Annotated in this window: 1 pseudogene; it reads right to left on the bottom strand. The window is 69.6% G+C overall.

The annotated features are described in order from the left end of the window. Window positions 1-253, bottom strand: a pseudogene (locus WDW90_RS40195) (cyclic nucleotide-binding domain-containing protein); the annotation flags it as partial.

Genomic DNA, 253 nt, shown 5'->3' with positions numbered 1-253 from the left:
CGCGGAGGGGCCGGAGCTGTGCATGCGGCAGAGGTCGCCCGGCACGGCAAACGAGACGATCCGGCGGCCGCCCTGCCAGAGGGTCTTGTAGCGCCCGGCCATGCCGCTCATCACGAGGTAGACGCGATCCGTGTTGTCGTAGACCGCAATGTCTTGCCGCGCGGGAACACAGCGCCGGGTACGCGTGAGTGCCTCCAGGGCGGCGCGCTCGATCTCGGACAGGGCAGCGCCGTGTTCCAGCTTCCGGATGAGG

Source organism: Methylobacterium nigriterrae, from assembly GCF_037106235.1.
Classification (GTDB): Bacteria; Pseudomonadota; Alphaproteobacteria; order Rhizobiales; family Beijerinckiaceae; genus Methylobacterium; species Methylobacterium nigriterrae.
This window is presented reverse-complemented; position numbering and strand designations above follow the sequence as displayed.